The sequence below is a fragment of the endosymbiont of unidentified scaly snail isolate Monju genome (assembly GCF_000801295.1).
GTDB lineage: Bacteria > Pseudomonadota > Gammaproteobacteria > Chromatiales > Chromatiaceae > MONJU.
The window spans coordinates 1,202,075-1,227,264 of sequence record NZ_AP012978.1 but is presented as its reverse complement, the minus strand read 5'-3'; the positions used below and the strand labels follow the sequence as shown (position 1 = coordinate 1,227,264).

The window sequence follows — 25,190 nt, the reverse complement described above, 5'->3', positions numbered from 1 at the left end:
ACCCCTACTGCAACCAGGGGCATGTCGTTGACGTGGCGCACTGCACTCACCACAATCCGATGTGCGATACGTCGACCTGCACCATATTACCGGGGTGGGGCCCTGAACACGTCGTAGCCTGCTCGCAAGGGCCTGTGAAAACGCTGTGAACAGTTCGGCCAGGCGAAAGGTCTCCTGCTTCAAAAGAAGTTATAACTGAACAGCTCGTCTCCTTTGTCACCATGGACCTGGGCATTAAATGAAACAATGATGCGATCCTTCTTTCCTTCGTAAGGTAGCGCCATGTGTTTCAAGTGGGAGGAGAATACGACCAGCACTCCCTCCTCCGGTTTCGAATCAAAGCTGGTTGACTGAAGATAGAGGTTTTCTGAATCCATATATCCATCCCCAATAACATCTACATGGTGGCCATAAAATCGGGTGACCCCATTCATGGGGCCAAGCGCTTCATGACTTTCTCGTGTTTCCTGGTCGTCCACCTGAACATAGTATACCCCGGACCACGAACAGTTGCCGTGATTGTGTGTTTCGTGAAAGCCATAGCCATTCTGTATCTGAAACCAGGCACCCACGACATTCATGTGCATCTTTTTGGAGCGGCTATACTCCCAGAATGTGGCGTTCACGGCGCTTGCTATCTCGAACACACTGTCCGAGATGAACTTGAATAATTGATTGAGTGCGGGCTCATTGTAGCGCAACAGCAGGTCGTCGGTACTCGAATAGACGGGACCGTTAACCTTGTCGTTTGTTCTGCGATGTTCGTAGAAAAGCTTGGCCAGTTGCGGGTTGACTTGACGATGCTGAGGGAATTTCTTGCGCAGAATGGGCGTGGGCCATAGATTGTGGATATTCGAATTCGCTTTGGTTTCTGCTTTCTTGCTCATGTGATTTATCGATAGATTTTAGGCTGTATGTTGCTTGCCCATTGGCTCTGGCGTTGAAACCGGTTCGTCATTGAGTGTCGGAAGATCGACATTCACGTTGGTTCAAATAGTGGCTGGCCGATGGTACTGCAGGAGAAGGGATAATCATGATGATCTTTTGCTTCTGTTTGCAGACGCGCTTTCTACGTGCGGCGCCGATTGCAACGAAGTATCAATGCCCCGTTTGTTGCGTGGAAAACCGGTTTCATATCGGTGCTGATCGATGACTTGGCCTGACTGTGCTATTCAGGCCAGTCAGTTGTTATCCGCCCGTCATGTTCATGAAGCGCACTACCTTTTCCGGCATCTCCCGAAATTCATGGCGTTCGGGCTTCATGGAAATCGCCTCCCGTACCGCATCGGTCAGTTCTTCGTCACTTATATTCGAGCGCAACAATTCCCTGAACTCGTACTTATCTTCCTGGCCAAGAAAGAGGCGTGATGAAACCTATTGAAAAGCTGCCATCCGGTGTCCGGAGGTAGCGTGCCGGCCTCGCACCTGGCACGGCACCTTCAACCAGCCCGAAGTCCTCGATCAAACGGTGTTTAATCACCTGCAAATCCACGTATTCCGCATTCCGGCCTGTATCGCCCATGGGCATGACTTCTATCAGGCGCAGCACAAATCCGTGTGTAATGCAAAACTGAACCATATCATCCACTTCGTCATGATTGACTCCCTTCATGACTACCATGTTGATCTTGATAGGCTGGAATCCGGCCTGCCTGGCCGCCTCGAGTCCGGCCAGTACGTCCGGCAGGGAATCCTTGCCGGTAATTGACAGAAACCTTTCCCTGCGTAACGAGTCCACGCTGACATTAAGCCTTTGGACACCTGCCTGTCTCAACGCAAGGGCGTGCTTCGCCAGTTGTGTTGCATTGGTGCTGATGGAGAGATCTTCGATTCCGTCCAGGCTGCTTATGCGGGCGGCAAGCTCAGGAAGATTGCGCCGTAGCAGGGGTTCACCACCGGTAAGGCGTATTTTCTTGACACCGAGCCGTGCAAACACACCTACCATACGCTCAATCTCCTCGAAGGTGAGCCAATGTGGTGGGCGCTCAAAACCCTTGAATCCCTTGGGTATGAACCGCCCCGGGTTCCCCGGAGACTCCATTTCTTGAGAGGATAGAGTCTATGGATACGAGCAAGAGATATTCCCCTGAGGTCCGGGAACGGGCGGTTCGCATGGTGTTTGATCATCAGGCCGAGCGTGATCAAGGACTGCGTGAGGGTCTGACGACGTCGGAGCGCGAGCGGCTCAAGGCCTTGGAACGGGAGAACCGGGAGCTGAGGCGGGCCAACGAGATTCTGAAGACGGCGTCGGCTTTTTTTGCCCAGGCGGAGCTCGACCGCAAACTGAAGAGATGATCGCGTACATCGACGATCACAGGGATCGTTACGGGGTCGAGCCGATCTGCGCGGTGCTGCCGATCGCCCCGTCCACCTACTATGAGCACAAGGCCCGTGAGGCCGATCCACAGCGACTGCCGCGGCGATTGCAGCGGGATCGCGCCCTGTCAGACGAGATTCGACGGATCTGGGAAGAGAACTTCCAGGTGTACGGTGCCAGGAAGGTATGGCGGCAGCTCAACCGGGAAGGCATCGAGGTAGCCCGCTGCACGGTGGAACGTCTGATGCGTGTCATGGGGTTGCGGGGTGTGGTGTGAGGCCGCCGTTGCCGGACAACGATCGGCGACACGACGGCGGAACGACCACTGGACCGGGTGAAGCGGCAGTTTACTGCCACCCGCCCGAATCAGTTGTGGGTGGCGGACATTACCTACGTGGCGACTTGGACAGGGTTTGTCTATGTGGCGTTTGTCGTGGACGTCTATGCCCGACGGATCGTGGGCTGGCGTGTCTCCCGGTCGCTGAAGACCGACCTGGTGCTGGATGCGCTGGAGCAGGCGCTATGGTCGCGCCAGGACACAGAGGGCCTGGTGCACCACAGTGACCGAGGCTGTCAGTACCTGTCGGTGCGCTACACGGAGCGCCTGGCCGGGGCCGGCATTGATGCCTCGGTCGGTAGCCGAGGGGACTCCTATGACAACGCTCTGGCAGAGACGATCAACGGTCTGTACAAGGCCGAGGTTATCTACCGGCGAGGCCCCTGGAAGCATAGGGAGGCGGTCGAATATGCCACTTTGGAGTGGGTGGACTGGTTCAACCACCGGCGGCTGCTGGAGCCTATTGGCAACGTGCCACCGGCGGAGTTGGAAGCGGCGTATTATCGCCAACAGAAAGAGTCTGCCAAGGCGGCCTGACTCAAACAAAACAGTCTCCGGAATATCCGGGGCGGTTCATTCATCATCTGCGGCGCCGCGTTATCGTTCCACGGTGTCAAGCGACACTCTTCGTGACAATGCTGGGACAACTTGTGTCAGATATGAGCGGATACCAGCGGATTTTCGCAGACAAGGGAAAGAAGAAATAATGAAAAAACAGCAAGTTACGGACACGCCGCAACTGGCTGGATGTTGGATGGTGCCCGGAGCCGGAATCGAACCGGCACGGCCGTAATGGCCGGCAGATTTTAAGTCTGCTGCGTCTACCAGTTTCGCCATCCGGGCGGATGGAAGAAATGCCCGGGCATTGTACTGGTCAGTTTATCCATCGCCTACCCGGGGAGTGCCACTGCCCCCCAATCGCTTCGGCGCAGTCAGGGTATGCGGGCTACTTTGCGGGGGATGGGCCGATCTTTGCCCTGCTCCTCTGGGTAAAGTCCCCGGAAATGGCCGGGAGGCTCATCTGTCACCACCTCCTGGACGGCTTCCCCCGGAAACCAAACCCAGGCGATCACTATGAGGAGAACGCATGTCACCAACGCAGTCCCGGCCACGATTGCCAGTTCGGGGCTTTTCCACGCCTTCGACACGGATTCTGCCGCAGACTGCCTTTTCTGCGGATCGATCGGTGATGCTCCTGTTAGCAACTGATCCGGAGCCAGCTTCGCCTGTGGTGGTACCGCCACCACCAGGACCGTCTCCTCTTCTCCACTATGGATGACAACATCTGCCAGACTGGCTGCCTGCCCGGAGTCGTCACGCTGCATCGACGGGACGTCCAGTCCCGTCCCGCCAACGACCTTGCTGCACAGCACCAGGTACTCGCTGGCATACAATCGGCCATGCCGATACCCAATGACGATCTCGCTGCCCGCCTCAGGAATGTCCCTGTCTCCCTGTTCCACGACACGGACCCGGCCGTGCCGAATCCGTGAGGTCAGGCAGTCGAGGCGTTGCGAATGCCAATGGTACGCCTGGCCACCTCCGAACCATGCAAGATCGTAGCTACTGAACCGCCCCGGATATTCCGGAGACTGTTTTGTTTGAGTCAGGCCGCCTTGGCAGACTCTTTCTGTTGGCGATAATACGCCGCTTCCAACTCCGCCGGTGGCACGTTGCCAATAGGCTCCAGCAGCCGCCGGTGGTTGAACCAGTCCACCCACTCCAAAGTGGCATATTCGACCGCCTCCCTATGCTTCCAGGGGCCTCGCCGGTAGATAACCTCGGCCTTGTACAGACCGTTGATCGTCTCTGCCAGAGCGTTGTCATAGGAGTCCCCTCGGCTACCGACCGAGGCATCAATGCCGGCCCCGGCCAGGCGCTCCGTGTAGCGCACCGACAGGTACTGACAGCCTCGGTCACTGTGGTGCACCAGGCCCTCTGTGTCCTGGCGCGACCATAGCGCCTGCTCCAGCGCATCCAGCACCAGGTCGGTCTTCAGCGACCGGGAGACACGCCAGCCCACGATCCGTCGGGCATAGACGTCCACGACAAACGCCACATAGACAAACCCTGTCCAAGTCGCCACGTAGGTAATGTCCGCCACCCACAACTGATTCGGGCGGGTGGCAGTAAACTGCCGCTTCACCCGGTCCAGTGGTCGTTCCGCCGTCGTGTCGCCGATCGTTGTCCGGCAACGGCGGCCTCACACCACACCCCGCAACCCCATGACACGCATCAGGCGTTCCACCGTGCAGCGGGCTACCTCGATGCCTTCCCGGTTGAGCTGCCGCCATACCTTCCTGGCACCGTACACCTGGAAGTTCTCTTCCCAGATCCGTCGAATCTCGTCTGACAGGGCGCGATCCCGCTGCAATCGCCGCGGCAGTCGCTGTGGATCGGCCTCACGGGCCTTGTGCTCATAGTAGGTGGACGGGGCGATCGGCAGCACCGCGCAGATCGGCTCGACCCCGTAACGATCCCTGTGATCGTCGATGTACGCGATCATCTCTTCAGTTTGCGGTCGAGCTCCGCCTGGGCAAAAAAAGCCGACGCCGTCTTCAGAATCTCGTTGGCCCGCCTCAGCTCCCGGTTCTCCCGTTCCAAGGCCTTGAGCCGCTCGCGCTCCGACGTCGTCAGACCCTCACGCAGTCCTTGATCACGCTCGGCCTGTCTCACCCATTTGCGCAGCGTCTCCGGCGTACAGCCGATCTTGGCCGCGATGGAGGTCATCGCCGCCCATTGGGAATCATGCTCGCCCTGATGATCAAACACCATGCGAACCGCCCGTTCCCGGACCTCAGGGGAATATCTCTTGCTCGTATCCATAGACTCTATCCTCTCAAGAAATGGAGTCTCCGGGAAACCCGGGGCGGTTCAATCGGCATGGACACGTTCCGTTTCGCGCGCCGTATCGCGCGCCTGGCTCAACCACTCGACGGCCTGTTCCTCCTCGCCCAGGATCAGCCAGGTGACACCCTGGGCAAGCTGGTGATAGGTGCGTTGGTGCAGCTCGCGGAAAGGACGGCGAAGGCGGGTCGATCTTTCAGCCATCTCCCGGGCGGAGGCCGAATCGCCCTCCAGGGCCTGTGCAAGCGCCAGCGTGTGATACAACTGGCTTTCGAGGAAGGGGGTGCTGCGGTTGACGAATCCACCGAGCACATGCTCCAGCCAGTCGCACGCCTCGCGGGCTCGTTGCAGGGCAATCAGGGACTCGGCATGCCAGCGCGCGAGAAAGGTCCGCACCAGCAGGCTCGCGCTTCCGGCCTTCCTGAAATCCAGCCCCAGTTTCCGGACGACTTCCACCACTTCTTCGTGCAGGCCGTTGAAGTTGAGCCAGTTGACGAAGGCCAGCGGGAACAGTGTTCCGTACAACCCACTGAGACGGCCCGTGGTGTTCAGCTGAAACAGCCTCTCCAGGTCCATTTGCGCGGCAGGGTAACGCGTCTGCGCCATGTGGCGCTGGAAATGCAGATAGGTAATCAATGCCTGCAGACTGATCAGGTCATTGGCGGCGGCCAGTGATTCGGCCTCGGCAAAGTGCTGTACCGCGGCCTGGTAATCGTTTCTCTGGAGCTGGCAGGTGGCACCGAAAATGGTGTGTACCCACGCTTTTGCGGTCGGTGTCAGGTCGTCGAGCACAGTATCGATGAGGTTCTCGCCGCGCTCGACGAGGTCGTCCATGTGTTCATACCTGCCGGAGATACCACCCTCGTATTCCAGGAGCCGGGTGATGATCATCAATTCCAGTGCTGGATCGGCCTCCTCGCGTGCCCGCTTCACCGCCTTGTTCAGCAGTTCGCGCGCGGCATCCCGTCCCTCCAGCGAGGCAATGCTGCCGGTGAGCAGAAGCAGCCCCGGGGACCGCTGAAGGACATCGCCGGGAATGTCCGCGAGAATGTCCCGACAACTGGCAAGCAATCCCTGCCCCAGCAGGCGCATGCCGTATCGCCGCATCAGGCGTTCGAGGCTCTCATGGTCACCAAGTCGGCGGTAGACGCGTGCCGCTCCCAGGGGATTGCCCTGGTTGAGCATCTGCTGGGCGCAGCGTACCAGGAGATCCAGCCGCTCCTTGTCGTCGATTATTCTTTCAGCGTGTTGCGACAAGGCCTCGCGCACGACATCGTGCATACTGAAGCCCCCTCACCCCGGCCGACGTGAAAACCCGGCACCTTGCCGACGAGTTCTTGCAAGAGCCTGGAAGCACCCGCCCCGAGCAGGTGGTCGAGATCGACGGCCCCCTCGGCGGGCAACAGGCTCCAGCACAGCAGGTGATGCCAGTGTGTCGATGGCAGGGTGAACTCCAGGTACTCGATCAATGACTGGATGCCACGCGTTCCGAGACGGCACAGGCCCACCATCAAGGCATGCCCGCCGGTGTCATCGAGGAGGCGTTGCACCTGGTCGGCCGACAGTGCGATACCGAAACAGTCCCGGTACAGTCGGTCCACCTCTTCGTGACTGAAACGCAGGTCGGCCTCGCCCAGGACTACCGAGCGACCTGGCGTCAACAATCCGCCCAGCGGACCAGAGAGTGCCGGGCGGTGGCAGAACAGCCAGTGCCAGCCTGCCGGCGCACGACGGATCAGGTCGGCCAGCAGTTCGCAGGCGGGAGTGGTGGTCAGGAGATGCAGATCATCAAGGACGACGAGCATCTGGTTGGGAAAGGTCCTCTCCATGGCGCGCAACAGGTGCGCCATCGGGACCGACAGGTCGGCAGGCGTCATCTCCCCGGCTCGCAACATGCGTTCGAGCGTCGCATCGCGAAATCCCGGGATCTGCGCAGTAAAGCGCTTGAACAGGCTGGAGAACAAGACGACCGGGTCGTTGTGGCCAGCCGAGATGTCGAGCCAGAGCACGGTCTGCGTCCAGCGGGCAGAGAGCTGCCGCGCCGCGACTGTCTTGCCGCTGCCCGCGGGGGCGACCAGGCCGGCCAATCGGGCCTGCTTCAACGACTCGAGCAGGGAGGTCAGGAGGCGCTCGCGTTGCAGCAGGTCTGCATGGGGGTTTTCTGTCATGAATCGGAACCCTCCCTGGCAATCCGGCATGCGAAGTGCGGCACTCCCGCGCCTGCATTCACCACCCCGAGGGCACAGCCGGCTGCTCTATGATTTCAGGTGCTCGGCAGAAATATCGCTGAAATCTTACCGATTTCTGGCAATCTGGCGATAGACCTCTGGATCAACAAGGACACAGACGCCAAAACGCTTGACGTCCGCGGAACAGACGGAAAGGTCGTGCTTTGGGAGTGCACCGGGAAAAAGGAAAAGATGGAGGCCGAGCCCGGAGTCGAACCGAGGTACACGGATTTGCAATCCGCTGCATAGCCACTCTGCCACTCGGCCATCTTTGATCGCGTCCCGACCCGTTTTTCAGGGGGCCGAGACCAGAAACCCCGCAACGACGTGCGGGGTTCCGAGGGAAACTGGAGCGGGAAACGAGACTCGAACTCGCGACCCCAACCTTGGCAAGGTTGTGCTCTACCAACTGAGCTATTCCCGCCGAACGAGCCGCTATTCTATGGATTCCCCGGGGGCTGTCAACCCCGGATCAGCGCTTTTTCCCGTTCCACCGCCACCGCCCAGGTGCGGCCAGGCAGCGCGCAGGTAAATGACCATGGACCACAGGGTGAGCACCACCGCGATGTACAGCAATACTTCGCCGATCACGTAGATCGGCAGGCCCCACAGGTCGTCACGGTAGATCAGCAGGGTGATGGCCAGCATCTGCGCGGCAGTCTTGAATTTGCCCAGCTCGGAGACCGCAACCTGGGCGCGTTCGCCGATCTCGGCCATCCATTCGCGCAGTGCCGAGATGGTGATCTCACGGCCGATGATGACCATCACCGGCAGCGCCAGCCACAGACGCGGGTCGGCCTGCAGCACCACCACCAGCGCGGTGGCGACCATCAGCTTGTCGGCCACCGGATCGAGAAAGGCACCCAGCGGCGAGGTCAAGCGCATGCGTCGCGCCAGGTAACCGTCCAGCCAGTCGGTAAGTGCGGCGGCAACGAAAATCCAGGTGGCGGTTGGACTCGCCCAGGAAACCGGCAGGTAGTACACCAGCACGAACACCGGAATCAACGCGATGCGCCCTAGCGTCAACAGGTTGGGCAGGTTGTGGAGGCTGTTCATTCTTCCCCGTGAAAGCTGATGTAGATGGCGTTCGCCAGCTTCTTGCTGATGCCCTCGACGCGCGCGATGTCCTCGACTCCGGCGCGCGCCAGTCCTTGCAGGCCACCAAAATGCTTTAGCAGGCGCTGGCGGCGCTTGGCGCCGATGCCCGGTATGTCCTCCAGCGGCGAGCGGCTCTTCGCCTTTGCCCGGCGCTGGCGGTGGCCGGTGATGGCGAAGCGGTGCGCCTCGTCGCGGATCTGCTGCACCAGGTGCAGTGCCGGGGAGTTGGCCGGCAGTATAAGAGGCCGCTGTTCGCCCAACAAGAACAGGGTCTCCATGCCGGGCTTGCGATCCGGCCCCTTGGCCACCCCCAGGATCAGCAGGTCGTTGATGCCCATCTCGCTCAATGCCTCGGCGACCGCCGCCAGCTGACCCTTGCCGCCATCGATCAGCAACAGGTCGGGCATCTGCCCCTCGCCGCCCTGGATGCGCGCATAGCGCCGTTGCAGAGCCTGGCGCAGGGCCGCGTAGTCATCACCCGGGGTGATGCCTCGGATATTGAAACGCCGGTAGTCGCTGGAAGACGGCGCGCCGTCCTGGAACACCACGCACGATGCCACGGTCTGGTCGCCCCGGGTGTGGCTGATGTCGAAGCACTCCATGCGGCGCGGCGGACTCTCCAGGTCCAGCGCCTGTTGCAGAGCCTCCAGACGCTGCTCGGCCGCGCCGCGACTGGCCAGCCGCGCCTGCACGGCCATTTCCGCATTGGTGCGCGCCATCTGCAACCAGCGCGCCCGCTCGCCGCGTGGCCGGGCGATGATGCGCACCCGGCGCCCCGCTTGCTCGCTCAGAGCCTGCTCCAGCAGCTCGCGATCGGGCGGCAGGCTGCTCACCAGGATCTCAGCGGGCACGGCCCGCTCCAGGTAATACTGGGCGATGAAGGCCGAGACCAGTTCCGCCTCGTCGGCACCCTCGCTGTTACGTGGATACAGGGTCTTGTTGCCCAGGTTGCGTCCCTGGCGGACCAGGAACAACTGGATGCAGGCCACCCCACCCCGGCTCGCGGCGGCGACGATGTCGAGGTCGCCGCGCTCACCGGCGACGTACTGGCGTTCCTGCACGGTACGCAGGGCGGCGATCTGGTCGCGCAGTTTGGCCGCCTCCTCGAATTCCAGGGCCTCGGCCGCCGCCTCCATGCGTGCCACCCAGCGATCGATCACGTCCGAGGCCTTGCCTTCCAGGAACAGTACCGTGTCCTGCACGTCGCGCGCATAACGCTCGGGGCTCACGAAGCCGACACAGGGTGCGGTGCAACGTTCGATCTGGTATTGCAGGCAGGGGCGCGAACGGTTGGCGAACTGGCTGTTCTCGCACTGGCGCACGGGAAACAGCTTCTGCAGCAGCTTCAGCGTCTCGCGCACCGCCCCGGCGCTGGGATAGGGTCCAAAGTAGCGCCCTCCCCCGGTGCGCGCACCCCGGTGAAAGGCCAGTCGTGGAAACTCATCGTCCGACAGATGGATATAAGGGTAGCTCTTGTCATCGCGCAACAGGACGTTGTAGCGCGGCCGGTGTTCCTTGATGAGGTGGTTTTCCAGGATCAGCGCTTCAGCCTCGGTATGCGTCACCGTGATCTGGATGTCGCGGATCTGCGAGACCATCATCTCGATGCGCCGATTGGCGGCGCGGGTGAAGTAGCTGGCGACCCGTTTCGCCAGGTCGCGTGCCTTGCCCGCGTACAGCACCTCGCCCTCGGCACCGATCATGCGATACACCCCGGGACGGTGAGTCAGGGTGGCGAGGAAGGCCTTGTGGTCGAAGGTGTCGTCAGCCATCGAGCAGGGCGCGGGCGCGAGCGAACACCGCGTCGAACATCGCCTCGGTCAGGCGCCGGGTCTGGGTGTTGTAGCGGCTGCAATGGTAGGAATCGAGCAACACCCGACCGTCGGGCAGCGCGTGTTCCGCCCCGTGCGCAAACACGCAGTCCTTCTGTCGCAGGCCGAACGCGGCGACTACCGACTTGTGGGCGATCGAGCCCAGTGCCAGCACCACGCCGCCCTCCGGCAGCCCCTCGAGTTCGACGGTCAGAAAGTCACGGCAGGCGTTGATCTCGGCGCCCACCGGCTTGTTCTGGGGCGGCAGGCACTTGACCGCATTGGTGATGCGGCAGTCGATCAACTCCAGACCGTCGTCGGCCGCGAGCGACTCGGGCCGGCTGGCAAAACCGTGCCGATGCAGGGTGAGGTAAAGCAGGATACCGGCATGGTCCCCGGTAAAGGGCCGCCCGGTGGCATTGGCGCCATGCATGCCGGGCGCCAACCCCACCACCAGAAGACGCGCTGCCGGGTCGCCAAAGGGCGGCACGGGGCGCGCATGGTAGGCCGGGTACTGTGTCTTGACCTCATCCAGGAAGGTCGCCAGCCGGGGACAACGTCGGCAGTCGGGATCGAACATCGGGCATTTCAGGTGGTCGGATCAATGATCTTGTGACGGATGGCCAGGTGCGTGAGTTCCACGTCGTTGCTCACGTTGAGCTTCTCGTACAGGCGGCGCTTGTAGGTGGAGACGGTCTTGGGGCTGAGGAACAGGGCATCGGAGATCTCCTGGTTGCCCTGCCCCTTGACCACCATCAGCATGACCTGCATCTCGCGTGGCGACAGCAGCCCCAGCGGCGACTCCTCGACCGGATTGGCCATCTTGCCCAAGGCCAGCTTTTGAGCCACCTCGTTGGAGAGGTAGTGGCGGCCCTGCGCAACCGTGCGGATCGCCTTGAACAGTTCCTCGGCATCACAGCCCTTGGAGAGATAGCCCATGGCCCCGGCATCCAGCAGCTGGTTGGGAAAGGGGTCACCGCTGAGCGCCGTGACCGCGATCACTCGGGCCTCGGGCGCCACGTGGACGATCTTGCGCGTCGCCTCGATACCGCCGATGCCCGGCATGTTGACGTCCATCAGCACGATATCCGGCGGCGAGCAACGCACGAAAGCGACGGCCTCCTCGCCGCTCGAGGCCTCGTGAACCACTTTTATGTCATGCGCGCTGTCGAGCACGCTCCGGATACCGGAACGGAACAGCGCGTGGTCATCGACCAGCAGCAGACGGATCATGATTTACCAACCAGGGCGACTGGAGTCGCCTTTTATTTCTGTTATTACAAGGGATGGTAGCACGTCACCGAAGCCCCCCCGACAGGCGCAGAGCCCTGCAAGGGCTTCGCATGTCGCTTGCTGGCAACACTCCGGGAGCCATCGCTCTGCCAGCCCGGATGTTTCATCGGCATCCCGAAAACCGGCAGAATTCGCAGCCGTAGTGGCGCCGGTTTGGAGCGAAAGTCGAGCTGCGCCATCATTTTTGAGTGAAAACCAGGCCACAGCGAGCGAGAAACCGCCGGAATCGGGATAGCGCAACGCGGGGTACAAACGGCAACCGACGGCTGGCGCCCCTTTTGGCCATCTTTGCGCGACCATTCAGCATCCTGGACTTCCAACATTGCTTGGCCGGTAAAATATTCGGACTAGAAATAACGGGACAGGCGAACCTCCAGGTAGTCTTCGTCCCGCAACGGGAACAGCAGTGGATCGCTGCCTGTGGCGAACCAGGCCCGGGCCTGCACGGCGAGCTTCGAGGCATTTCCCAGGCGTCGGCTGGCCTCCACGCTGAGCAGACCACCGCCCGTGTGCCAGTCACGCACCACGCCGGCCAGCAGCTCGCTACCCGGCTCGTCGTTCGCGGTCCAGCGCAGCCCCAGGAACAGGTCGTGATTGAAGGGCGTGGACGCGGCGTCGCCGCGATCATCGTACAGCACCTCGACCAGCCAACCGAGGTCGGCAGCGGTATCCGCCACTCCCACCCGGGTGTACTCGAAACCGAAATCGGCGGCAATGAAGCGCCCACCCTGGCCGCTGCGGCGGATCAGTTCGAGTTTCCACAACCAATCGCCCCTGGTGGCCTGCAAGTCCAGTCCGGTCTGGTCGATACGGCCATAGAGGGGAATCAGTACGGGCCGGCCGAAACCGTCGAGGCCGGGTTGCAGCCGGGGCTCGCGCGCGGTGCCATGGAAATGTGACAGGCCGATGTCCCAGTCGCCGACATAGTGCGACCAACGCACCGCGAAATCCGGGCTCCAGGTATCACGCCCATCGACGAAGCGTGCTCGCTCGGTGGCCACTCGCAGTCCCGCCCCCAGACGGCCGCCAGCCCCGGGATAGGTGTGCTCGCGAAAGCCGGTCATGGCGAACAGGTCGACAGTGCCCCAGTCGTTCTCGAACGAGAGACGCAGCAGGGGCTGACCCAGTTTCTGCTCGCCGTCGATATTTTCGACCAGATCGGTCTGGTTGACAATGTCCACCAGGTGCGCCACCTCGGTCACGCCCCAGAATACCTTGCCAATGCCGGCCTCCAGTTCCCAGCCTTCGCCGACATGGACATAGCTCAGTTCGCGGATGTCGAAATGGGTGCGTTCGCCGTCACGGGCATCCCAACGGTAGAAAGGCGTGAAGGTCAGGCTGTCGTCACCCCAGGCGCGGTACCACTCCCCCTGCAGGGCCAGCGAAGGATACAGACTGTGCTGTCGCGACGTCCCGGCATGGGAGAACAGTCGCAGCTCGGTATCGACCTGGCCCTTGAAATCGCTCTCGACCGCGGACGCCGATCCGAGCAGGCCCAGCAGGCAGACACAAGGCCACCAGCGGACCATCGGTCAGCGTGCGCGCTTGAGCGCATTGCGGGTGAAATCGCGCTCCTCCAGCCCGCCCCGGAAGCGGTACTCGGTCCAGCTCAGCAGGGTGCTCTTGCCGGTCTGGTGGTTCTGCATGATCATCTCTCGCGGCCGCCAGTACTGCCCCAGGTACTGCTGGTAGCCCTTGTAGGTCAGGGTCTTGAGCAACTGGTCCTTGCGGTCGTAGTAGTCCACGCGGAAGGGTCGGTATTCCTGCTGGTCGATCCAGGCGACCTGGCGCCTGTAACCGGAATAGCGGTCCACCGGGTAGCGTTCGATGACAAACATCGGCAGATCGTCGAGGGTCTCGTCACGCAGGTAACGGTAGGTGTATTTCTCGACCTCCTGCGAGCCGATGTCCTCGTAGGCGAACTCGCTGCCCATGAAGGGGCCGGACTTGTTGCGCGAGGCGATCCGCTTGACCCGCTTGAGTGCCGGCAGGTAGAGTCACTGGTCGTCCGGGCGGTCCTTGTGAGTGAAGCTGAGCAGTGCCGTGCCCTTCACGTCGCGGGGCGAGTCGAACACGATCAGGGTCTTGTCGCCATCGTTCTCCACCTCAAGCACCTTGCTGTGCATCTCGCGCCGGCTCTCCTCACCATGCCGGTTGCGCAACAACATGCTCAGGCGTGCGCTGTAGTCGTGGAAACCGGTGTCGCGCCGGTCGGCCTCGCGGGCGATGGCCAGGCCCTTCTCCGCGGGCGTCTCCGCCCGCACCATGGCGACGAGGCCGAACAGTTCAAGCAGGATCAACAGTATGAGGCGTGGCATCGGGTGAGTCTCCAAACTTGAGCAACAGCACGGGCAGGTAAAGGAAATCGGCAACCAGGGCCAGGACGATGGTCAGGGTAGTGAGGATACCCATGCCGGAGTTCAGTTCGAATCCCGAGAAGGCCAGCACCATGAACCCCAGCGCCAGCCCCAGGGTGGTCACCCACAGGGCCTTGCCTACGGTCGAGAACGCATAACGCACCGCGGCCGGACCGTCCAGGCCCTGCTCGCGGCGCGCCCGCAGGTATTTGCTCATGAAGTGTACGGTGTCGTCCACCACGATGCCCAGGGTCATGCCGCTGACCACCGACATCGCCAGACCCACCTGACCGACGAACAGCCCCCAGACCCCGAAAGCCATGCCCATGGGCACCATGTTCGGCACCAGGCTGAGCAGACCCAGGCGCAACGATCGGAAGGCGCCGACCAGGATCAGCGAGATCAGCACCAGGGCCACGACCGTGCCCTCGAGCATGAAGCGGATATTGGTCGCCCCGATGTGCGAGAACATCACCGCCGGGCTGGAACCCACTGCCTGCATGTGCGCAGGCAGGTTGTCCCGCATCCACTCGGCAGCACGCCGCTCCAGCGCCAGTAGTTCGTTGGACGAGACATTGCGCAGGGTCACGGTCATGCGGCTGGCAGACTTCCTGACGTTGATCTGGTTGTTGAGATCCAGGCCGAAGGGCAGCGAGAACTCGTAGAGCAACAGGTATTGCGCGGCCAGGTCGCGGCGATCGGGCAGTCGGTACCGGGCCGGGTCATCGCCGTGCATGCTCTTGTTGAGCCGTTTCATGGTGTCGGTCAGCACGTTGACGTGCAGTACCTCGGGCTGTTGCCGATACCACTGGGCAAAGGCCTCGAGATGACGCAGGTAGTCGGGATCGGCCACCCCACCCTCGTCGCGCGCGGGCACCGAGTACTGGATGCGATAGATCCCGGTGAGGTGCTCGGTGGCAAACTCGGCGGCCTGGCGGAACGGGATGCTCTCGTCGAAATACTTGACGAACTCGTCGTTGAGCTCATTGCGCGGCACCTGTGCCACCAGCACCACCACGACCAGGCTCATGCCCCAGAACAGGGCCTGTCGGCGGGCGATCACAAAATCTGCCAGGCGCTCCATGAGCCGGCTGGAGGCTGCATCCTGGCGCGCCGCCCGTACCGGCAGCAGCTGCATCACCGCGGGCAGGAACACCAGCGCCAGCACCAGAGCGATGCCGACGCCCATGGCCGCCATGTTGCCGAGGTCACGAAACGGTGGCACCTTGCTGAAGTTGAGACTGAGATAGCCGATGGCCGTGGTCAGGGTGGTGAGGAACACGGGAGCGAGGTTGATGCGCAGCGACTGGCGCATCGCCTCACGTCGCTCCACCCCCTCGTGCCGCTCGTGCAGGAAATTCACCAGGATGTGCACACAATCGGCCACCGCCAGGGTCATGACCATGATGGGCACACTGACCGTCGGCGGGCTGAGCTTGAAATCCAGCCAGCCGGCCGCACCCAGGGTGCCGATCACCGTCAACGCGATCACTCCCATGACCGCCAGCATCGATACCAGGGAACGCAGCATCAGTGCCAGCACAACCATAATGACAGCGAACATGGCCGGATACAGGGTCTTCATATCGTGCTGCGAGGCCTCGGCAAAGGCGGCATTCAGCGGCAGGACGCCCGTGAGATAGACCTCGAGATCGGGATCGCGCGCCAGCAGGCGCGCCTTTAGCTCCCGTGCAAAGCGCATTACCTCCACCGGCTCGTCCACCGCCTCGCCCGGCAGCTGGATGGTGACGTTGACGCCGGTCACGCGCGCATCCGGCGAGATCAGGCGGTTGCGCAGCAGGGGCTCGGTCAGCGCGATCTGACGTACTCGCGCCAGCTCGGCATCGACCATCCCTGCCGGGGCTTCGACCAGGTCGGCCACGCGCAGGTCGTCGCCTTCTGCCTCGGTGTGCTGGAAGTTGGTGATCGAATCGACTCGGATCGAATAGGGCGTCTGCCAGGCCTGCTCGGTCAGCCAGACCAGGTCGTCGAGCACCCGCCGGCTGAACACCCGGCCGTCGCGTGGGGCGACCACGAACAGCACCGTGTCGTCCTTGGTGTAGGTGTTCTGGAGTTGCTCGAAGGCACGGAGATGGACGTTGTCCTCTCCGAAGAACATGCGGTAATCGTTGCTGAAAGTCAGCCGGGGAATACCGGCACCAAGCAGCACGATCCCGAGCAGCGATGCCAGTATGGCGCGCCAAGGCCTGCACAGGATCGGCTCGAACAGGTCTGTACCAGTCATGGGAGATTCTGTCCTTGAAACAACCGCAGCGGCCAGCATGACGACAACCCGCGGCAATCACAAGCCGCCAGGCCGCAGCCCGAATCGCTACACTTCGAGCCCGTTGCCCATTCTGGCCCGTTTGGCCAATACTCCGTCGGCCGGCAATGGCCGCGCGTAGTAGAAGCCCTGTGCCAACTCCACGCCGATTTCTCGCAGCGCCCTTTCCACCGCAGCATTCTCGACGTACTCCGCAATGGTCTGCTTGCCCAGCGTCCGCACCATGGCGTCGATGGAATCGACGATGGTATAGGCACCACCATCCTCGGCGATATCGATCACCAGCGAGCCGTCCAGTTTGACATAGTCCACGGGGAGCACCTTCAGATAACTGAACGAAGAGATGCCGCTGCCAAAATCATCGAGCGCCAGTCGCACTCCCTTGAGATGCAGTTGCTGCATGAATTCCTGAGCTCGGCTGAGATTGTGCACCATGGCCGTCTCGGTGATCTCGATACAGAGCCTCCCGCCGATCTGGCCGAAGGCCTTGAGTCGATCGAGCACGCGCCCCTGTATCCGGGTGTCGCCGAGAGTCTGCCCGGAAAAATTGATATTGAGATGAAGATCGGCATTGCTGGACAACAGCTCGATGGCCTGATCGAACACCCAGAGGTCCAGGTCGGTCATGCCACCGTAGCGCTCGGCGGCATGAATGAACTCGCCGGGCGGAATCAATTGTCCGTCCCGGTCGCGCAAGCGTAACAGGCATTCGTACCACTCCACCGACGGGCCGGAAAGGGCCACGATGGGCTGCAAGAACAGCAGCAGGCGGCCTTCCCGCCCGGCATTCACGATATCGCTGTGCCGCCACATGATGCGCTGGCGCGCATCCAGCTCGGGCGAGCTGACGTCGGCGATATAGGCCTCGCCCGCGCCGCATTCCTTGCTTTCATAACAGGCGGCATCGGCACGGCTCATCACCTGGACCGTATCACCGGATTTCTCGTCCAGCAGCACACCACCGATGCTGATGCCGATCTGGTACAGACGCGCTTCCCACTGGAAATGGTACCCACGAATGGCGGCGCGCAAGGAACGGGTCAGGCCAAGGACCTCCTCGCGGTCCACGTTTTCCAGGATTACCCCGAACTCGTCCCCGCCCAGCCGGGCCAGCGTGTGTTCCTCGCCAACCACGCCTTGCATGAGACGCGCGACCTGACGCAACAGCTCGTCACCCGCTGTGTGGCCCGCCGTATCATTCACCACCTTGAACTGGTTGAGGTCGAGGTAGAGCAGGCACCCCCGGCTCTCACCCCGTTTCGCCCTTTCGATCACCGCGTGCAGTCGCTGCTCGAACTCGCGCCGGTTGATCAGGCCGGTCAGGGCATCGTGCGTCGCCTGATAGATCAACTGGCGCCGACTGGCCTCCAGTTCGCGGGTCCTTGCCCTGACCTGGCGATCGAGATCACGATTGAGGCGAGCCAGGGCCTGCTCCGCGACAAGCCTTCTGCCCTCTTCCCGGTATACCCGGGCCATCAACAGGATGGCCATCACCAGGAAGAAGGCAAACACGGCCGCCGCATCACGGCACAGAGCCTCGCGATGCGAAGAGAACAGCCCGGGGGAGACCATGTCTGCCAGCTTCCAGCCGGTCCCCGGGATATCGATGGCATGCAGGATGCGTCCGCGCGCCGTATCGTCCAGCACATCACCTCGCTGCCAGTGCCCATGGCCGGAGGTCAGTTCCACCCGGCCTGGCCGGTCAGAACGCAGCAAGAGCAACTCGTGATCCGGGGCCACAGTGCGCGCCAGAAGGGTTTCGATGCCCTCGGCATCGATGCTCACGAAAAAGACATGTGCCTGCCCGTTCTCACCCGGCAGCGCACTGCCCAGGATGTCGATGTGCGGACCCAATGAGTCATCGTGGATATAGACCTCGCCCGGCTGGCGATGCTGGGCGTAGTACGAAATATCAGCTCGGCAGGCCTCGCCCACGTCTTGCGCTTCGTCGCCCAGCAACACGTCGCCCCACGGATCTCCCAGATTGAAACTGTGCATGGTCGGGAAATAGTCGCGGACGCGTTTCGCCAGCCGCTTGCGCAAGGCGCGATCATCGGGGTGCACCACCAGCCGGCTCAGCAACTCACCCTGCTCCTGGATGAAGAGCCTGGCGACGTGCCGACGGTCCTTCAGATAGAGTTGGACCTCCTGCGCAACCGAGGTGACGTGATTCTTTGCCAGGTTTGCCTGATAGGTGACGAAATCCTGGTACCGGTTCTGAATAACCCAAAGCACCAGCAGCCCGGCGAGCACTGTCAGCAACAGCAGGGGCACCAGTCCCCTGTCAGGGAACCTACGCATCACCCTTCTTGTCATAGCGGGCATGACAGGGAGTCATTGGGGCACCTCGGAAAACAGGGGCAGCTGCCGTTGTGTCGTATGGTGTCGTGTATTGGACACACTATCGCGCCAAAGTTTAGCCCGCGATAGACGTTCTTCCCGGTAATTTCTTTATGGTGTGATAAGAAAATGGCGTGGTGCCGCCCAGTACGACCATCCGGTTGGACCCCGACATACCCGAGCAGCGCCGCGCATTTTTGCACATCGAATCCCTTAAGTTATTTGAAATGGGCAAACCAGGAATCCCGGTCGGGCGAACCAAGAGGTAGAAGTGCGCCAATCCCCTCCCCCGCAAGCGGGAGAGGGGATTGATCATCAGGGATTCCCTTGTCGATGCCGATTTCCAGGGGGACGCTGCTAGCGGCGTCCGCCAGACACGCTTACCCACCCGATCGGCACCGGCCGCCTTCGTGTCATGAAGGCATGGTGCCGCCGTCGCAGACGCTTCATGCAAGGTGCTCGAGACCGGGGACATGCCGGAATACCTGCCGCCCTACCCGAGAGATTGACCAATGAACACGATGCGCCTCCGTCGTTTCCTGCAAGACTTCAGCCACCTGGTGACATCCGCGGGCAACGACGAGGCTGCCCTGCTTGTCGGGGGCGCCCCCTTGCTGCGCACGCTGATCGCCCATGACGACTGGCTGCTCGATGCCTTCGCCCGACCGAGCCCTGATGGCTATTGCCAGTACCTCCTGTACTGCGATCCGGAGAAACGCTTTTCAGTGGTCAGCTTCATCTGGGGTCCGGGACAGCGTACCCCGATCCACGACCACACCGTCTGGGGCATGGTGGGAGTGTTGTGCGGCGCCGAGACCAGTGAACGCTTCTCCCGTGATCCGGCTACGGGTCTGCTGCTCCTGGAAGACACCGAAACCCTTCATCCCGGCGACATCAACTGGATCTCCCCCATCCTCGGCGACATTCACCGCGTGGCCAATGCCCTGCCCGACCAGGTATCGATCAGCATTCACCTCTACGGCGCCGACATCGGTCATATCCAACGCCACCGCTTCGATCCCGTGACAGGAAAAGAAACCGTGTTTGTCTCCGGCTACTCGAACGCTCAGGTTTGAGACGAGAAAATCTCTCCGATCCTCTCCTGACACGACAAAGCCCCCTGCCGGGGGCCTTCGTGTGTTGGCGGAGAGGGTGGGATTCGAACCCACGGAGGGCGTCAACCCTCGACGGTTTTCAAGACCGTTGCATTCAACCGCTCTGCCACCTCTCCGGATTGCCTGTCCATCGCGCCCGGTTCTGGAAAACCCCTGAACCGCCCCGGATATTCCGGAGACTGTTTTGTTTGAGTCAGGCCGCCTTGGCAGACTCTTTCTGTTGGCGATAATACGCCGCTTCCAACTCCGCCGGTGGCACGTTGCCAATAGGCTCCAGCAGCCGCCGGTGGTTGAACCAGTCCACCCACTCCAAAGTGGCATATTCGACCGCCTCCCTATGCTTCCAGGGGCCTCGCCGGTAGATAACCTCGGCCTTGTACAGACCGTTGATCGTCTCTGCCAGAGCGTTGTCATAGGAGTCCCCTCGGCTACCGACCGAGGCATCAATGCCGGCCCCGGCCAGGCGCTCCGTGTAGCGCACCGACAGGTACTGACAGCCTCGGTCACTGTGGTGCACCAGGCCCTCTGTGTCCTGGCGCGACCATAGCGCCTGCTCCAGCGCATCCAGCACCAGGTCGGTCTTCAGCGACCGGGAGACACGCCAGCCCACGATCCGTCGGGCATAGACGTCCACGACAAACGCCACATAGACAAACCCTGTCCAAGTCGCCACGTAGGTAATGTCCGCCACCCACAACTGATTCGGGCGGGTGGCAGTAAACTGCCGCTTCACCCGGTCCAGTGGTCGTTCCGCCGTCGTGTCGCCGATCGTTGTCCGGCAACGGCGGCCTCACACCACACCCCGCAACCCCATGACACGCATCAGGCGTTCCACCGTGCAGCGGGCTACCTCGATGCTTTCCCGGTTGAGCTGCCGCCATACCTTCCTGGCACCGTACACCTGGAAGTTCTCTTCCCAGATCCGTCGAATCTCGTCTGACAGGGCGCGATCCCGCTGCAATCGCCGCGGCAGTCGCTGTGGATCGGCCTCACGGGCCTTGTGCTCATAGTAGGTGGACGGGGCGATCGGCAGCACCGCGCAGATCGGCTCGACCCCGTAACGATCCCTGTGATCGTCGATGTACGCGATCATCTCTTCAGTTTGCGGTCGAGCTCCGCCTGGGCAAAAAAAGCCGACGCCGTCTTCAGAATCTCGTTGGCCCGCCTCAGCTCCCGGTTCTCCCGTTCCAAGGCCTTGAGCCGCTCGCGCTCCGACGTCGTCAGACCCTCGCGCAGTCCTTGATCACGCTCGGCCTGTCTCACCCATTTGCGCAGCGTCTCCGGCGTACAGCCGATCTTGGCCGCGATGGAGGTCATCGCCGCCCATTGGGAATCATGCTCGCCCTGATGATCAAACACCATGCGAACCGCCCGTTCCCGGACCTCAGGGGAATATCTCTTGCTCGTATCCATAGACTCTATCCTCTCAAGAAATGGAGTCTCCGGGAAACCCGGGGCGGTTCACCCCTGAAAAAGTTTTGCATTCCCCCCACATACGGGGAGGAGCTTGACTCGGAGTCTTCCCGGCGTCAAACCGACCCAGGCGCCGACGACAGAGGCCGGCAATATACCGGAAATCCCCCGTAAAATAACCGTCTTTGGCACACCCTGTCGCATTGACCATGGCGCCTTTTTCGGTATGCTGGAGCGAACTTAGACCCCAGCGCGGGATCTCATACTTGCCAGGATTTCGGTTTCCTGATGCCTCGGGAGGGCAATGACACCATGAATCGCTATCAAACCGTTGTTTCCAGCACCGCCACACAGGCGGGCTCGATCAACAAGGTTCTCAAGAACACCTATCTGCTGCTGTCGGCAACGCTGTTTTTCAGCGCCCTGATGGCGGGGGTGTCGATCAGCCTGAACGTGCCGCCGATCGCCTACATGGTCTCGGTGATCGCCTCGATGGTGCTGGGCATCTTCGTACTGCCGCGCACCGCCAACTCGGCTGCCGGCATCGGCGTGATCTTCCTCATTACCGGCCTGCTGGGCTTCGGCCTGGGGCCGATCCTGTCGATGTACCTGGCGCTGCCGAACGGCCCGCAGATCATCGCCACCGCCTTTGGTGGCACCGGGGTGATCTTCCTCGGCCTGTCGGGTTACGCCCTGACCAGCAAGCGCGACTTCAGCTTCCTCGGCGGTTTCCTGTTCGCCGGCATGATGGTGCTGGTGGTGGCCATGGTCGCCAACATCTTCCTGGAGTTGCCGGCATTGGCCCTGGCCGTCTCCGCCGGCGTGATCCTGGTGATGAGCGGCTTCATCCTGTTCGACACCGCGCGCATCGTGCGTGGCGGCGAGACCAACTACATCATGGCCACCTACGGCCTGTACCTGACCATCTTCAACATCTTCATCAGCCTGTTGCAGATCCTCGGTATCTTCGGCAGCGACGAGTAATTCTCCCCGTCCTGCCTGCAAACCCCGGCCTCGTGCCGGGGTTTCTGTTTCTGCTTCCTGCCGACGAGTAGAATGTGCTCATGAGATGGAGCCCCCGCGTCACTGTCGCCGCCGTCATCCGCGACTCGGCTGGTCGTCACCTGCTGGTCGAGGAGGCACCCGACGGCGCGCCGGTATACAACCAGCCGGCCGGACACCTGGAGCCCGGCGAGTCCCTGCACGATGCGGTGATTCGCGAGGTTCGCGAGGAGACCCGCCTGGCCTTTCGCCCCACTGCCCTGCTCGGCATCTACCGCTGGCAGACCAGCGCGGATGGCGACACCTATCTGCGCTTCTGTTTTCTCGGCGAGACCGACGGCGAGATCGTCGGCCAGGTCCGCGACCCGGCCATCCTGGACCTGCGCTGGGCGGAGGCAGACGAACTGGCCTCTGGCCGCCTGCCTCTGCGCAGCCCCCTGGTGATGCAATGCGTGCGCGACGCCGAGCGGGGAATCGCCCATCCGCTGGACTTGCTGCACGACCTGGAGAGCAGCGATGACGACTGAGGCAGGTGCACACGTGATCGTCGGTCTCTCCGGTGGGGTCGATTCCTCGGTGGCCGCCCTGCGTCTGCTCGAGTCCGGCTACCGGGTCACCGGCCTGTTCATGAAGAACTGGGAAGAGGACGACACAGAGGAATACTGCTCGGCCGCCGAAGACCTTGCCGACGCACAACAGGTCGCCGAACGCCTGGGCATCGAGCTGCTGACGGTCAACTTCTCGGCCGAGTACTGGGACCGGGTATTCGCGCACTTTCTCTCCGAATACCGTGCCGGGCGCACACCCAATCCCGACGTGCTGTGCAACCGCGAGATCAAGTTCAAGGCCTTTCTCGAGCATGCCCTCGACCTGGGTGCCGATTACATCGCCACTGGTCATTACGCGGGCATCCGCCGCCTGCCCGGTGGCCGCTGCGAACTGGTACGCGCCACCGACGAAAACAAGGACCAGACCTATTTCCTTTACATGCTGGGGCAGCATGCCCTCCAGCACGCCCTGTTCCCGTTGCACGATCTGCCCAAGCCTGCAGTGCGGCAGATCGCCGAGCAGGCCGGTTTTGCCAACTTCCGCAAGAAGGACAGCACCGGCATCTGCTTCATCGGCGAGCGCCGCTTCCGTGACTTCCTGGCGCAATACCTGCCCGCGCAGCCCGGCGACATCGAGACGCTCGAGGGCGAGGTGATCGGCCGCCATCAGGGCCTGATGTACTACACCATCGGGCAACGCCAGGGCCTGGGCATCGGTGGACGCGCCGATGGCGACAACCGGCCCTGGTTCGTGGCCGCCAAGGATCTCGAGCGTAACGTGCTGCGCGTGGTGCAAGGTCACGACCACCCTGCCCTGCTGCAGCGGGATCTCACCGCCGAGCAGCTCCATTGGGTGGCGGGACAGCCACCGGCCGCGCAATTCACCTGTCGTGCGCGCTGTCGTCATCGCCAGCCCCTGCAGACCTGCGAGGTCACCCTCGACGGTGAGCTGGCGCAGGTGCGCTTTGCCGAGCCCCAGCGCGCCATCACCCCCGGGCAGTCGGTGGTGTTCTACCTGGACGACACCTGCCTGGGCGGAGGCATCATCCGATGAGCCGCCACGACGACAACGAGCGCACCCTTGCCCTGGCCGGGGTCTTCCAGGCCGCCCGCCTGGTGCGCGACCTGGCGCGTCACGGTCGCGCCGACGAGCAGGCCATGGCGGCCAGCATCGGCTCGCTGTTTGCCTTCGAGCCCGAGAGCACCGAAGCGGTGTTCGGCAACCTTGCCGGTGTGCGCCTGGGCCTGCTGACCCTGCTCGAACAGCTCGAATCGCCGGCCTCGCGTGATCTGGAGATCGCGCGCTACGTGATCGGCCTGCTGCACCATGGCGACAAGCTGAGCCGTGACCGGGAACGGCTCGCCGAGCTCGGCCACGACCTGGAACAGCTGGAAGAAAAACAGGTACATTTCGACCTGCCGGACTTTCCCCTTCACGCCCAGCTCGCCCGCCTCTACCAGCGCCATATCAGCCCGGTGCCGCCGCCCATCCTGGTCAAGGGAGAACCCCTGTACCTGCAGAACCCGACGATCGCCGACGACATCCGGGCCTGCCTGCTCGCCGGGCTGCGCGCTGTCGTGCTCTGGCGTCAGTGTGGCGGCAAACGCTGGCAAGTCCTGCTGGGACGGCGTCGCCTGGCGGATACGGCGCGCTCCCTGCTGCAAGGAACAGGGTGACAAAAAGCCCGATCCGGCGCAGTATCGCCGTTCCCCAAACGGAGGGGATCGTTACTACAGGGAGAAACAACGCAATGAAGAAGACCATGATCGCCCTTGCCATCGCCACGCTCGCTCTCGGCGCGTGCAGCGACCAGGATGCCGATGACCGCGCCGGTTCCGGTGCCGCCAAACAACAGGCTCCGGCCACAACAACCTCGACGACTACCGAGCCTTCAGCGGACATGGCCGACAAGGCCGCAGCCGTCGGCAGCAAGGCTTGGGAAACCACCCGCGAGACTGTTTCGGACGCAACCGAAAAGACCAGCGAGGTCGTGGCCGAGGTCAAGGAGAAAGCCGTGCAGACCTACGACCAGGTCAAGCAGAAGGCCAGCGAAGTCGTGGAAGCCACCAAGGACAAGGTCGGCGGCATGATGGAGCAGCAGCCCGTCACCCCGCCGCAGATGCCGGCCATGCCGCAACAGCAGTAATCTTCTCCAAAGCCGGGCGCATGCCGCCCGGCGCTTTCATCGGTTGTATAATG

At 62.2% G+C, this 25,190-nt stretch carries 20 protein-coding genes, 4 tRNA genes, 3 pseudogenes and 3 other annotated features; of the genes and pseudogenes, 7 read left to right on the top strand and 20 right to left on the bottom strand.

Translation table 11 applies throughout. The annotated features are described in order from the left end of the window. Positions 1–179: 179 nt before the first annotated feature. Together EBS_RS05810 and EBS_RS05805 are read right to left on the bottom strand one after the other, a co-directional pair. Positions 180–887: a TIGR02466 family protein gene (locus EBS_RS05810; protein ID WP_043107746.1), complete on the bottom strand. Its 708-nt coding sequence runs from the start codon at positions 885–887 to the stop codon at positions 180–182. Positions 888–1,339: 452 nt separating this feature from the next. Further along, positions 1,340–1,945 (bottom strand): GTP 3',8-cyclase MoaA, encoded by a 606-nt coding sequence (locus EBS_RS05805; RefSeq protein WP_456243165.1) that lies wholly within the window; start codon positions 1,943–1,945, stop codon positions 1,340–1,342. A 116-nt stretch (positions 1,946–2,061) separates the two neighbouring features. On the opposite strand from EBS_RS05805, the pseudogene EBS_RS13550 reads away from it, so the two are divergent. Then, positions 2,062–3,191, top strand: a pseudogene (locus EBS_RS13550) (IS3 family transposase). Beyond that, positions 2,250–2,366 (top strand) — a sequence feature (AL1L pseudoknot). Its footprint overlaps the pseudogene before it by 117 nt. 218 nt (positions 3,192–3,409) lie before the next feature. Here EBS_RS13550 and EBS_RS05790 read toward each other — a convergent pair. The 16 genes and pseudogenes from EBS_RS05790 to EBS_RS12845 all read right to left on the bottom strand — a co-directional run bounded on the left by EBS_RS05790 (position 3,410) and on the right by EBS_RS12845 (position 18,873). Continuing rightward, positions 3,410–3,497, bottom strand: a tRNA-Leu gene (locus EBS_RS05790). 89 nt (positions 3,498–3,586) lie between these two features. Next, a complete protein-coding gene (locus EBS_RS05785; protein ID WP_043107743.1) occupies positions 3,587–4,117 on the bottom strand; it encodes a hypothetical protein in 531 nt (176 codons plus the stop codon). Positions 4,118–4,260: 143 nt separating this feature from the next. Continuing rightward, positions 4,261–5,480: pseudogene (locus EBS_RS13545) on the bottom strand (IS3 family transposase). Then, positions 5,086–5,202: a sequence feature (AL1L pseudoknot), on the bottom strand. (Overlaps the previous pseudogene by 117 nt.) A gap of 48 nt (positions 5,481–5,528) precedes the next feature. Continuing rightward, positions 5,529–6,782 (bottom strand): hypothetical protein, encoded by a 1,254-nt coding sequence (locus EBS_RS05770; RefSeq protein WP_148307677.1) that lies wholly within the window; start codon positions 6,780–6,782, stop codon positions 5,529–5,531. Further along, on the bottom strand, positions 6,734–7,669 hold the full coding sequence (locus tag EBS_RS05765; RefSeq protein ID WP_043107740.1) for a MalT transcriptional regulator family protein: 936 nt from the start codon (positions 7,667–7,669) through the stop codon (positions 6,734–6,736). Before EBS_RS05765 ends, EBS_RS05770 begins: the two co-directional genes overlap by 49 nt. 253 nt (positions 7,670–7,922) lie before the next feature. Continuing rightward, positions 7,923–7,996: transfer RNA gene (locus EBS_RS05760), tRNA-Cys, on the bottom strand. 81 nt (positions 7,997–8,077) lie between these two features. Beyond that, positions 8,078–8,153, bottom strand: a tRNA-Gly gene (locus EBS_RS05755). 11 nt (positions 8,154–8,164) lie between these two features. Further along, entirely contained in the window at positions 8,165–8,785 is a 621-nt protein-coding gene (gene pgsA, locus EBS_RS05750) for a CDP-diacylglycerol--glycerol-3-phosphate 3-phosphatidyltransferase (RefSeq protein ID WP_052199343.1), read from the bottom strand. Continuing rightward, positions 8,782–10,599 (bottom strand): excinuclease ABC subunit UvrC, encoded by a 1,818-nt coding sequence (uvrC, locus tag EBS_RS05745; protein ID WP_043107739.1) that lies wholly within the window; start codon positions 10,597–10,599, stop codon positions 8,782–8,784. The genes pgsA and uvrC overlap by 4 nt, the downstream gene beginning before the upstream one ends. Continuing rightward, positions 10,592–11,218 carry a uracil-DNA glycosylase gene (locus EBS_RS05740; RefSeq protein WP_043107738.1) on the bottom strand — a complete coding sequence of 209 codons (627 nt, stop codon included), beginning with the start codon at positions 11,216–11,218 and terminating at the stop codon, positions 10,592–10,594. Before EBS_RS05740 ends, uvrC begins: the two co-directional genes overlap by 8 nt. A gap of 8 nt (positions 11,219–11,226) precedes the next feature. Continuing rightward, positions 11,227–11,871 (bottom strand): response regulator, encoded by a 645-nt coding sequence (locus EBS_RS05735; RefSeq protein ID WP_043107737.1) that lies wholly within the window; start codon positions 11,869–11,871, stop codon positions 11,227–11,229. Between the two features lie 407 nt (positions 11,872–12,278). Next, complete coding sequence (locus EBS_RS05730) at positions 12,279–13,460, bottom strand: hypothetical protein (RefSeq protein ID WP_043107736.1); 1,182 nt, start codon at positions 13,458–13,460, stop codon at positions 12,279–12,281. A 3-nt stretch (positions 13,461–13,463) separates the two neighbouring features. Beyond that, the gene (locus EBS_RS14960) at positions 13,464–13,895 is read right to left on the bottom strand and encodes an outer membrane lipoprotein-sorting protein (RefSeq protein WP_408065684.1); all 432 of its coding nucleotides are present in this window, start codon (positions 13,893–13,895) and stop codon (positions 13,464–13,466) included. Positions 13,896–13,928: 33 nt separating this feature from the next. Further along, positions 13,929–14,249: an outer membrane lipoprotein-sorting protein gene (locus EBS_RS14955; protein ID WP_408065676.1), complete on the bottom strand. Its 321-nt coding sequence runs from the start codon at positions 14,247–14,249 to the stop codon at positions 13,929–13,931. Next, the gene (locus EBS_RS05720; RefSeq protein ID WP_043107735.1) at positions 14,218–16,533 is read right to left on the bottom strand and encodes an efflux RND transporter permease subunit; all 2,316 of its coding nucleotides are present in this window, start codon (positions 16,531–16,533) and stop codon (positions 14,218–14,220) included. Before EBS_RS05720 ends, EBS_RS14955 begins: the two co-directional genes overlap by 32 nt. An 87-nt stretch (positions 16,534–16,620) precedes the next feature. Beyond that, positions 16,621–18,873 (bottom strand): putative bifunctional diguanylate cyclase/phosphodiesterase, encoded by a 2,253-nt coding sequence (locus EBS_RS12845; RefSeq protein WP_171816195.1) that lies wholly within the window; start codon positions 18,871–18,873, stop codon positions 16,621–16,623. 551 nt (positions 18,874–19,424) lie between these two features. On the opposite strand from EBS_RS12845, the gene EBS_RS05710 reads away from it, so the two are divergent. Further along, positions 19,425–19,988 (top strand): cysteine dioxygenase family protein, encoded by a 564-nt coding sequence (locus EBS_RS05710; RefSeq protein ID WP_043107734.1) that lies wholly within the window; start codon positions 19,425–19,427, stop codon positions 19,986–19,988. A gap of 65 nt (positions 19,989–20,053) precedes the next feature. On the opposite strand, the gene EBS_RS05705 is transcribed toward EBS_RS05710, so the two are convergent. Then, positions 20,054–20,143: transfer RNA gene (locus tag EBS_RS05705), tRNA-Ser, on the bottom strand. Positions 20,144–20,220: 77 nt separating this feature from the next. Next, positions 20,221–21,440, bottom strand: a pseudogene (locus EBS_RS13540) (IS3 family transposase). After that, positions 21,046–21,162, bottom strand: a sequence feature (AL1L pseudoknot). (Overlaps the previous pseudogene by 117 nt.) A 312-nt stretch (positions 21,441–21,752) precedes the next feature. Here EBS_RS13540 and EBS_RS05690 point away from each other — a divergent pair. The 5 genes from EBS_RS05690 (at position 21,753) to EBS_RS05670 (ending at position 25,137) form a co-directional block, all read left to right on the top strand. After that, positions 21,753–22,424 (top strand): Bax inhibitor-1/YccA family protein, encoded by a 672-nt coding sequence (locus EBS_RS05690; RefSeq protein WP_043107733.1) that lies wholly within the window; start codon positions 21,753–21,755, stop codon positions 22,422–22,424. Between the two features lie 80 nt (positions 22,425–22,504). Then, positions 22,505–22,969 (top strand): NUDIX domain-containing protein, encoded by a 465-nt coding sequence (locus tag EBS_RS05685; protein WP_043107732.1) that lies wholly within the window; start codon positions 22,505–22,507, stop codon positions 22,967–22,969. Continuing rightward, positions 22,959–24,044 carry a tRNA 2-thiouridine(34) synthase MnmA gene (gene mnmA / locus EBS_RS05680; RefSeq protein ID WP_043107731.1) on the top strand — a complete coding sequence of 362 codons (1,086 nt, stop codon included), beginning with the start codon at positions 22,959–22,961 and terminating at the stop codon, positions 24,042–24,044. Before EBS_RS05685 ends, mnmA begins: the two co-directional genes overlap by 11 nt. Further along, positions 24,041–24,667 carry a high frequency lysogenization protein HflD gene (gene hflD, locus EBS_RS05675; protein WP_043107730.1) on the top strand — a complete coding sequence of 209 codons (627 nt, stop codon included), beginning with the start codon at positions 24,041–24,043 and terminating at the stop codon, positions 24,665–24,667. The genes mnmA and hflD overlap by 4 nt, the downstream gene beginning before the upstream one ends. Positions 24,668–24,741: 74 nt before the next feature. Further along, positions 24,742–25,137, top strand: a complete 396-nt coding sequence (locus tag EBS_RS05670) for a hypothetical protein (RefSeq protein ID WP_043107728.1) — start codon at positions 24,742–24,744, stop codon at positions 25,135–25,137. Positions 25,138–25,190 lie beyond the last annotated feature (53 nt).

Coding starts and splice junctions, on each gene's coding strand:
- EBS_RS05810 (WP_043107746.1), bottom strand. CDS start 887: ATGAGCAAGAAAGCAGAAACCAAAGCGAATTCGAATATCCACAATCTA.
- EBS_RS05805 (WP_456243165.1), bottom strand. CDS start 1,945: ATGGTAGGTGTGTTTGCACGGCTCGGTGTCAAGAAAATACGCCTTACC.
- EBS_RS05770 (WP_148307677.1), bottom strand. CDS start 6,782: ATGCACGATGTCGTGCGCGAGGCCTTGTCGCAACACGCTGAAAGAATA.
- EBS_RS05765 (WP_043107740.1), bottom strand. CDS start 7,669: ATGACAGAAAACCCCCATGCAGACCTGCTGCAACGCGAGCGCCTCCTG.
- pgsA (WP_052199343.1), bottom strand. CDS start 8,785: ATGAACAGCCTCCACAACCTGCCCAACCTGTTGACGCTAGGGCGCATC.
- uvrC (WP_043107739.1), bottom strand. CDS start 10,599: ATGGCTGACGACACCTTCGACCACAAGGCCTTCCTCGCCACCCTGACT.
- EBS_RS05740 (WP_043107738.1), bottom strand. CDS start 11,218: ATGTTCGATCCCGACTGCCGACGTTGTCCCCGGCTGGCGACCTTCCTG.
- EBS_RS05735 (WP_043107737.1), bottom strand. CDS start 11,871: ATGATCCGTCTGCTGCTGGTCGATGACCACGCGCTGTTCCGTTCCGGT.
- EBS_RS05730 (WP_043107736.1), bottom strand. CDS start 13,460: ATGGTCCGCTGGTGGCCTTGTGTCTGCCTGCTGGGCCTGCTCGGATCG.
- EBS_RS14955 (WP_408065676.1), bottom strand. CDS start 14,249: ATGCCACGCCTCATACTGTTGATCCTGCTTGAACTGTTCGGCCTCGTC.
- EBS_RS05720 (WP_043107735.1), bottom strand. CDS start 16,533: ATGACTGGTACAGACCTGTTCGAGCCGATCCTGTGCAGGCCTTGGCGC.
- EBS_RS12845 (WP_171816195.1), bottom strand. CDS start 18,873: ATGCGTAGGTTCCCTGACAGGGGACTGGTGCCCCTGCTGTTGCTGACA.
- EBS_RS05710 (WP_043107734.1), top strand. CDS start 19,425: ATGAACACGATGCGCCTCCGTCGTTTCCTGCAAGACTTCAGCCACCTG.
- EBS_RS05690 (WP_043107733.1), top strand. CDS start 21,753: ATGAATCGCTATCAAACCGTTGTTTCCAGCACCGCCACACAGGCGGGC.
- EBS_RS05685 (WP_043107732.1), top strand. CDS start 22,505: ATGAGATGGAGCCCCCGCGTCACTGTCGCCGCCGTCATCCGCGACTCG.
- mnmA (WP_043107731.1), top strand. CDS start 22,959: ATGACGACTGAGGCAGGTGCACACGTGATCGTCGGTCTCTCCGGTGGG.
- hflD (WP_043107730.1), top strand. CDS start 24,041: ATGAGCCGCCACGACGACAACGAGCGCACCCTTGCCCTGGCCGGGGTC.
- EBS_RS05670 (WP_043107728.1), top strand. CDS start 24,742: ATGAAGAAGACCATGATCGCCCTTGCCATCGCCACGCTCGCTCTCGGC.